At 53.3% G+C, this 9,669-nt stretch carries 4 protein-coding genes; 2 read left to right on the plus strand and 2 right to left on the minus strand.

From position 1 onward, the window contains the following. The first annotated feature begins 130 nt into the window (after nt 1-130). Complete coding sequence (locus RCH09_RS18905) at nt 131-442, plus strand: hypothetical protein (protein ID WP_326942699.1); 312 nt, start codon at nt 131-133, stop codon at nt 440-442. 363 nt (nt 443-805) lie between these two features. Then, nucleotides 806-1,495: an IS6 family transposase gene (locus RCH09_RS18910; RefSeq protein ID WP_326942700.1), complete on the plus strand. Its 690-nt coding sequence runs from the start codon at nt 806-808 to the stop codon at nt 1,493-1,495. Nucleotides 1,496-1,942: 447 nt separating this feature from the next. On the opposite strand, the gene RCH09_RS18915 is transcribed toward RCH09_RS18910, so the two are convergent. Together RCH09_RS18915 and RCH09_RS18920 are read right to left on the minus strand one after the other, a co-directional pair. Further along, complete coding sequence (locus RCH09_RS18915; protein ID WP_326942701.1) at nt 1,943-3,643, minus strand: ShlB/FhaC/HecB family hemolysin secretion/activation protein; 1,701 nt, start codon at nt 3,641-3,643, stop codon at nt 1,943-1,945. Nucleotides 3,644-3,655: 12 nt separating this feature from the next. After that, nucleotides 3,656-9,259: a GLUG motif-containing protein gene (locus RCH09_RS18920; protein ID WP_326942702.1), complete on the minus strand. Its 5,604-nt coding sequence runs from the start codon at nt 9,257-9,259 to the stop codon at nt 3,656-3,658. Nucleotides 9,260-9,669 lie beyond the last annotated feature (410 nt).

Below are 9,669 nucleotides of genomic sequence, written 5' to 3' on the forward strand. Positions count from 1 at the left end.
TTAAATCGCATGCTCGCTGCTGGACGCCCTAACTCCGTTCGTAATCAGAAAGTACCCGCATAAAAAATCCGGGGCGGGGGTACTTTCGCCTTCAAAATTTAAGTGCACCAACGCCGAGGAAGGCACAACAGTGCATATCGTTGAATTGATGAATCAACTCGGGGCAAGGGAAGGATTTATCCTTACTCGACCATGGGTGCAGCCCGATCCGAATTCCTCAGGTTATCCACGGCTCGATTACGAGTCTGCTACGCTGGACATCCACCAGATGAACCATTCACTTGGAGAAATCATTAATGGCAATACCGGCACACAAGAGGGGGACGAAACGGAAAATCTTATTTACACTCACGCCACCAAGCCGGTGATCGTGGCAGCGTACGGTCATTTTTCTATACTCATTGCATACAATGAAGCGACAGGAGGCGGGGCCTATGTGTAGCTGTAGCGACCTGCATTGAATAATGCTTAGACCTGCATTCAGCGGCTTTTTCGGCATGGTTCAAAAACACCGCGTTTTACTGAACACCAGACGTGAAGAAACGACCGCTGATATCTTGCAATATGCGGGTTAAAAATGTTCTTTGAAGAACCGTGTGAAGTTAGGCGGCGTACCTTTTGACAGGGGCAAAACCGAGCATTTCGAGCCAAGGCAGATGTGGTTTTCCGGTCAAGGCCTCAACCGGCGTTTTATTGACCAGGCGCTCATACTTGCTGCGCATGAAGGGTTTAGGTTCTGTCGCATTAACGGAATTCGTTGGGCCGATCAGATAGACGACGGTGCCCGAATCCAGGACGAACCGAGATGCTTAACTTCAAAGGGATGCGCTTTCCGACCGACGTGATCTTGCTCTGCATCCGCTGGTATGTGGCTTACCCGCTGAGTTACCGGCACCTTGAGGAGATGATGGAAGAGCGTGGTGTGTCGGTTGACCATTCGTCGATCAACCGGTGGGCGATCCGTTTCTTGCCGCTCATCGAGAAAATGGCTCGCAAACACAAGCACCCGGTCGGCGGGAGCTGGCGCATGGATGAGACCTACATCAAGGTCAAGGGCGTCTGGAAATATCTCTATCGCGCCGTCGACAAGCAAGGAAAGACTGTCGACTTTCTGCTGACAGCGAAGCGCGACATGGCTGCGGCGAAGCGCTTCTTCGACAAGGCCATGGGAGCAAACGGCGAACCTGACAAGGTCGCGATGGATAAGAGCGGCGCCAACAAGGCGGCCATCGATGCGATCAACGCTGGCCGTGACGTCCCGATCGTAGTGCGCCAGGTCAAGTACCTCAACAACATCGTCGAGCAAGACCATCGTGCAATCAAACGGGTGACCAGGCCGATGCTGGGCTTCAAGTCATTCCGATGCGCAGCCCAGGTTATTGCTGGCGTTGAACTCATGCACATGATTCGAAAGGGCCAGTTCGCCATCGATGGCACCGTCATGTCATTTGCAAACCAGTTTTATGCCTTGGCAGGACAAGTCCGTACTGCTTAAACCGAAGCCATGTTCAGCACGGAAAATTCCGTCTCGTGCCGCACAACGCGACAGAACCCTCAAGCGCACTGGTCGAAAATCTGAACTCCAGGCTGCGCAATTACTTCACCTTGCGCCGTCAGCTCGGCAGCACGTACCTGGATCTTCTTCAGTTCTTTCTGAACCATCGGAGCTACTTGCGCAGCCGGGTCCCGGAGCGGGTCGGCAAAAGTCCGGCCCAGCTGATGACCGGCCAAGCCCATCCTCACTGGCTCACGCTTCTCGGCTTAGGGCCGCTTCAGCCGCAGCGAGCCTGAGCTGCGGGAGGCGTAAGCCTCCCGGATCAAATCCCGTCACATCGAAATTCCATTGCTATCGTGGAAGTATGCCGCTCGACCGTGTAACCCTAAAATTGCCGTTTTTGAACCACGCCGTCCCGGACGCCATCGACAGCCCATCTGCCCAACATCAAAACAACCAGCCCACCTGCACCAGGAAGTTGTCCCTGTCGGTCTTTTCGCTAAGCGACGGGGTATTTTCCAACCGGTGCGCCAGATGCGCCTTGATGATGGCATCACCGTAATTGGCCGCCCAGCCGATACCCACGTCGCTGAGCTTGCGGGTTTTTTCAGTTGCCAAGGACTTGGCGGCGGAGGCTTGTCCCCAGTTCCCAAAGACCTGCCAGTTGCTTTGAAGCTTGCCCAACGCAGGCAACGGCCGGGCCAGTTCGAGGTGCACCAGCGTGGCGTTCGAGCCGATCAGTTCGCCCGACGGATAGGCCATCACGCCGTTGGAACCCGACACGGTCATGCGCTCGCTGCCATCGAGGTTCTTGTTTGTGATCACCTGTTGGGTAGAGAGTGCGGTGGTCAGGCTGAACGCGTTGGGCAACAGGCTTACGCGGCTCAGGCTCACATGCGCCTTGCTGAAACTACCTTGGGTATTGGCGCCTGCAGCGTCCAGTGCCCGGGCCGCTGCATCGTTGATCCTGAGCTCGCCTGCTGTCAGGTTCAGGCTAAAACGGGTGAGGCCGTCCAGGCCAAGCACCTGCGACTCGTCGCGGACCAAGAGGCCAAACGTTACCGCACTGGAGGTCTTGGGTGTGCGGGTGCCGGTGGAGTCGATCTTATCTTCGAGGTCCTTATATGCCAGGTTCATGCTGGCTTCAATCGTCTGGGCGCGAATACGGCGCACCGGATACGTCATCGTCGCGTCCAGCGCGCGGGCAGTGCCCTTGGCGTTCAGGCTGCTGTAGGTATCGCCGAGCTGGTATTGAGTTTGGCTGATGGCGACTTCGCCGCGTAAGCCGTTGGGTGCCAGCAGCAGGCCATAACCGAGGCGCGCATTAAGCAAGCCACCGCCGTCTGTGGCCAAACCACTGAGTGCGAGGCGGTCGCCACGGCCGGTGACAGAGTTGGCGTCGGCATTGAAGCTGATGCGGTTTTTTCCGGTATAGACCGAGCCATAGTTGTCAAGCAGCACGTAGCCGTCGTAGGCAGCGGTGGCCTGGGTGTCGACGGCAAAGTCGGACGTACCGACCTTGGTGCCCGGCATCACATCGGCACGTATGACCCGTACGCCGGGGGTGTCGTTGATGATGAGCATGGCGCGCTCGAGGGTGTCGAGCGAGACGATGTCGGCGCTTTTCACGTCATCGAGCATGCCTTGCACGATGTCGTCGCGCACCAGCGACTGGTTCTTCAGGTGGAACTGGCCGTAGTTGCCCTCCACTACCCGGATCTTGATGGTGCCGTTGCTGGCTTCTTGCGCTGGGATGTAAGCGCGGGCAACAAAGTAGCCATTGGCGCGGTAATACTTGGTGATGCGTTGCGCCAGGCCTTCGAGTTCGGTCAGGGTCAGCGATTTGCCGGCACCGTCGGCCACCAGCGCGATGAGCTTGGCGGTGTCGATGACGCGGTTGCCGATGACTTCGATCTGCTTGACCGCCACCTGGGCACCGCCCTGCAAAGCACTCATCGGCGCTTCGATCTGGGAGGTACCGCCCACAGAGGGCAGTGCAGGTGACGGTTTGGTGGGTAGCACCGGCGGTTGCACCTGACGCAGCGCGTCGCCGATGGTGGGTGTGGATTGGGCCGCGGCTAGAGTGGAACCCAGGGCCAGCGAGACAGCGACGGCGACTTGCGCCCGATTTACATTGAGGAGATTCATGGCTGTTCTTCTTTAATTGGCTTGCACGACAAACATTTGCTGCTCGACGCCGTCGGGCAGTTTTACACCGCCGTTGACGATCGCGGCGAGCGAGTTGCGACTCGCGGGAACGCGAACCTCCCGGTCGCCATCGCTTGCGCTACCGTCGTTTTGGCCGGGGCTTTGCATCATGCTGCGGGCTTGCGAGAGCGTCACGACCTGAGTTGGCTCGTTGGCGGTGGGGGAAGAGACCACCGCAAGACGTTCACCCGGACCAAACGCTGCGCTAACGGCAGGTAACGGATTGGTGACATTCACGATCGTACGCGGTTGGCCAAAATCTGGGACCGCGCCACCTGGGAACATAGGGCTGCCCGCTAGGCCGTTGTTGGATAGCACATTGTTTTCTGGCATTGTGATGGCATCGGCTATGGCATCGGCTATGGCATTGCCGAGAGCGGTTTGACTGGTGCCGCCTCCCGCGACAGCACTCGTAATAGTCAAGACACCCTCTGTATTGCCACTGCTAGCCAGTCGGTAGTTGGTATCCGCTAACAGCGCCCTGACGATGTACGTACCCGTCGCCAAAGTGCCTGCCAGTGCCTGGCTGGTGACATCATTGTTATTGCTATCAAACACTTTTACCGTTGGCGTCGCGGTGGGGCTGCCGCCTGTAATTGTAGGAGTTGGCAAGGTGAAGGACTGCCCGAAGGTTTTTGCGCCCCCGGCTACGCTGTAGTTCACGCTGCCCTGTCCAACGGTCAGTGTTCCTGTTGTGTTACCACTGTCTGCCAGCTGGAAACTGGGATCTACCAACAGGGTTTTAACGGTGTAAATGCCGAGCGGCAAAGTACCTGCTGTTGCCTGGCTGGTGACGTCGTTGTTAGCAACGTCGTATACTTTCACCGTGGGTGTGGCTGTTGGGCTACCACCAATAAAACTTGGGGCGGGCAACGCGAAAGACTGACCGTAGGTTTTAGTGCCGCCAGCGACTGTGTACGTTACCAGTTCACGGCCAATGACCCATATCGAGCTGCCTGGATTGAGCCCCGTAGTAGCCCACCGCAGTTGTGGATAAACATTGCTCAGGGTTGGGTCTACGACGATATTCCACGCTGGTGATGTGCCGCCGAAAGTGGCGAACATCTTCATCCCGGCGGTGGTTTTTCCGGTGACACCCGCGCCGCCGCTGCTAGTTACCTGCCCGCTGGTTTGGTTGTCCCAGAAACTATTGGTAATTGTTGAACCACTCGCATTGCCTATCAGGCCACCAACATTTGCATTGCCTGTAGTCAGACCGGAAGAATAAGCGTTGACCACCGTACTGTTCATCACAGTGCCGACTAGGCCGCCCGTGTCAGTCACGGTGCCGGTTACTGCACCCGTTGCATAACTATTTTCGAGAGTGTTAGGGGCCTCTTGCATGTAGCCCACCAAACCCCCTACGCTTGTGCCCCCATGAACTGTACCGGTTGCATAGCTCGTGTCGATATGGGTATTTGTTGCATAACCAATCAAACCGCCAACATTGTCATACTTCCTACCATCTACCGTGCCTGTGGCAACTGTTCGAGAATAATGACCACCGTTGTCATTACCTACCAGTCCACCGACATAGGAACTACTGCCAGCGACAGCGCCAGTCGCATAAGAATCAGAAACCGTAACCGTACTTGCATTACCAATAAGGCCACCAGTTTTTGTTCCCCCTCCGGACACAGTGGCCGATGTGTAGGAGTGAGTGATGTTTGTATATTGTGCGTCTCCGACCAATCCGCCTACGCCATTGCCGATACTTACGACTTCGCCACTCGAATAGGAATCTGAGATGGAGTTACTGTTAGAGGATGTGCTTTGACCAACGAGACCACCAACATTTTGCCCACCGTGGACCGAGCCAGTCGTATGGTACGACGTTGAAATAGCGCCAGCATAGTTGTATCCAATCAGCCCGCCAACCCAATCATTACCATTTACTGTACTTGTTGAAAAGGAGCCAGAGATCGTATGATAATTACTTCCAGCCAGTCCACCTGTATAGTTACTCGCAGCTGTTACTGCACCTTGGGCATGAGAGTTATTGATAACACCAGTTGAATCATTATTACCAACTAAACCACCAACATTGGCGCTCCCAATTACCGAGCCAGTGGCATAAGAATTAGTAATTGTTTTACTGTTTTGTCCAGCGAGTCCTCCAACATAATCACCACTACCTGTGGTGTTGCCGGTAGCGTAGGCACCTGAAACTGTTCCCAAAGTCCCATTCCAGCCCACCAAACCACCCACATAATTTACACCGCTAACATTTCCTGTCGCATAGGAAAAACTGGAGTCCGTACTTTGGATAATCCCGGCAGCGAGTGCAACGTCATTTTTTCCTACTAATCCACCGATATACTGGCTGGCACCGCCCGAGATTCCCGATATGCGGGTACCGATGCCGGTACCGCTAACATTTCCCGTAGCATAAGAATTAGAAATGATGGCGTCATTTTGACCAACCAGTCCCCCCATCAAAGATACGTTACCGCTTACGGTAGCTGTTGAATACGAATTCGAGATAGTACCCTTCGAGTAACCAGTCAAACCACCGACAAGATCACCGACATTAAATTGAGAAAAATTACTTGTAACCGAACCGGTTACATAGGCATTTAGAATCGTTGGCAGTGAGAAACCATTAACCCCGTTATAACCCACTAAGCCACCAACATCTCCGCTCCCCGTAACATCCACATTGGTAAGCCCGATGTTTTTGAATGTCGCACTCGCACCTTGGGCAAACAGACCAATTTCTGAATTTAAGGGGCGATAAATATAAAGGTGGTCAATCGCATGTGACAAGCCATCTAGTTGACCTGAAAAGCGACCCATACCGGAAGGATTGGGATCACCAGTAACTTGCGTAATCAGGCCCATAACAGGGACAAAACTTCCCTTGTAATTACTGTAATTAACACTGGCGCTATTATCTTTCCAGATTTCACTCTTGTTTGTCAGCGATGGCGCAAGATCAATGTTATTGGCGAGGGTATAACTACCCACCACATTCATGCTCATCAATTGCAGCTGATGCGCATTGGTAATCGAGTTCGCGGCTTCCATGCGCAGGAAAGGTCGTGTGTAGCCGTTGACAGAAAACCAAGGACCAGTGCTTCTGAAATCAAAGCCGACGTAACTTGCCTGATTGTAAGCGTCAGCATTGGCTATACCAGTTGTACCAACGAGCGAACCAGATATCCTGGCATTCGATTGCCCTGTTGTCGTGGTGTCCCAATAGCCATTCGAAACTGATGGTTGGTTAGGTGTGTCTCCGATCAATCCACCCAACAAGAGTGGAAAGTTTCCACTTACCCGTCCTGTGGCATGGACGTTATTAATAACACTACCGCCGGCAGTAGCACCAATTAAACCACCAGCTACGCTTGTTGTGCTACTAATGCCGTTTGAAACCACTGTAGAAGTTGTATAGGCATTGTTTATAGTTGCCTCGTATATGCTACCTACAAGCCCACCAACTTGGATGCCGCCAGTAACCGTGCCACTTGAGTAACTATTGGAGATAGTACTTTGGTAGCCAGAAAAACCTACCAATCCACCAATGCCGTTATTAGCAGCAGATCCGTTGACGTTGGCTATAGCATAGGAATCGGAAATTGATGAAGCGTTTGATCCTACAAGACCACCAGCATTCGCTGAACTCCCGTTAGTACTGGTACTGGTCACATCTGCAATTGCAAATGACGTTGATATTTTTCCGTAGTTGTATCCTACCAAGCCACCGACGTCTGATAACGCCGTCGATACAGATCCAGAAAAATAGGCGTTCTTAATGAAACCTTTATTGTTTCCAACAAGCCCCCCAATACCACTAGAACTACTGTGAACATTACCATTAATTACGCCAATATTTTTAACGCCGCCCGCAGTATCAACATAACCAAACAGCCCAGTAAGAGGAGTTGTCCTGTTTATCATTAAATTATTCAGCGTGTGACCAAGCCCATCAAAAATACCTGTAAATCTATTTAAATTATTACCGATCGGAATACCACCTATCGGTGTCCAGGTAATACCAAATAAATCGAGATTTGAACCAAGAGCAAAGTTTCCGGCCAAATTGCCAAGGTTACCAATATTCTGCAAATCGGCGGCGGAACGAATCACTGTGTAAGTAACTTCACTTTCATTCGCATGCTTGGTTGTAAAATTTTGACCGGAAGCAAGATCTATTTTTGTATTTTTTGCAATGTAATAGTCATTTCCATCTGCGCTAGGCCCCATACGTTGACCATAAAGCAAAGCCACCTTACTTGCTGATCCAGTCGCGGCTATGTCGGAATTGATATTGATATTGCGATACGCATTTAAGGTAAGCGTCGTGTTGGCGCTCCAGCCGACCGGCGCATTCACGTTGATGTCGCCAGCACCAGTTCCATTGACGTTGTCGGTCTGCAGTGTGACGCTGGTTGTGCCCAGACTGTTAGAGAGGGTACTGGCGCCAATGCTGCTTGATGTCTGTATACCGTCACCGCTCGCAATCGTGAAATCGGTAGGATCAACCAACCAAGTGCCGGTGCGCCCACTGGTAGCCAATGTAGTGACACGCGCAGCATCCTTGACCTGCACATTCGCCGCACTGGTTTCAATGAAGCCACCATTACCGCCATGCGGTGCACTTGCATCTAGCGTGCCACCCACCTCAATAAGGTTATTGTCCATACCGCCAAGCAGGTATATCTTGCCCTCTTTATTGGCAACAGTTTGGGCACGAATCTCGCCGCTGTTATTGACCACCGTAGCCATGACTGCATCCAGCCCCTTGGCGCTCAAGACGACCAGGCCACCGTCCGCACGAATGGCTTGCTTGTTCTCCACCAGCGCATTCAAGATGCCTTGGTCAATGGCGACCCCCACCAGCGAATCGCCATTGAAATTCAGGCTGATCTTGTCGCCCGCGCCCATGATGGCGGTTCCGAGTCGAGCAGTGATGATGCCTTCGTTCCTAACCTGATTACCCAGCAGCGCCACATAACCGCTATCAGCAGCGTTGATAGTGCCTAGGTTGATCACGCTGGCTCGACTGCCATTGGCAGTAAAAGTGCTGCGCCCGGCCATGAAGTCGGCATCGCTCAAGTTCAGCGTCGAGGCGACCAGGCCACCGACGTTGACGCTCGAGGTGCCGGTGAACAAAACGCCGTTCGAGTTCAGCAAAAACACCTGACCGTTGGCCTTCACTGCCCCGGCAATTACCGATTGTTCCGTGCCCACTACCCGGTTAAGGATCACGGATGACGCATTAGGCTGCTGGAAGTTGACAGTGGCATTTTCGCCGACCGAAAAACTCTGCCAGTTAATGGCTGCGCGCTGGCTGTCCTGGTTGACAGTAAGGCTGTTGGCATTGCTACTGATGCTGGCCGCACCCGCTGTAACTTGTCCGCCCGTTGGCAAGGCATTTGGGGGCGCTGCACTTGCTGCAGCAGGTAGCGCGCAAGCGGCGGCCAGGACAGAAGCCAGCAGCGCTGGCGTGCTGCTGGATTTCCCACCGGATTTGCCACGACCCCTGGCGTTTTCCGCCACGGCGGTCATCGATTGAGTGCGGTGGTTCCACACGGTGCGGTAGATGTGATTCATGGTAATTCCAATCGATAACGTTCAATATTAATGGGGCAGTGTCTTGATGTATGGTACCCGTGTCGCGTCTCGTTAGGGCAATTCAATAGACCAAAGACTCAGTTTTTTTGGCATGGTTCAAAAAGAGCCTATTTTGGGTTACACAGACGAGAAAAATCCTTCCGCTAAACGATAGCGGAATGCAAAGTTTTCGAATCTCAGTGAAGCTGCAAACGAAAGCGCAGGTAGACGCCTTCTGGTTCAACTCAAGCGCGCTTAAACAGAGTGAATCCCAGCAGTTCGAGCGTAAGTGCTCCATAAACGGTTCTGTCGCATTAAGGAAACGCGGAACAAATCGAATTCCGCCTGTTCGACGGCGTAGCGCGGATTTTTTGTTCGCGTTACGTCGAACGTTTGCGATTTTTCCTGTG

This window comes from Actimicrobium sp. GrIS 1.19, from assembly GCF_035984655.1.
In the GTDB taxonomy this organism is placed as follows: Bacteria; Pseudomonadota; Gammaproteobacteria; order Burkholderiales; family Burkholderiaceae_D; genus Actimicrobium.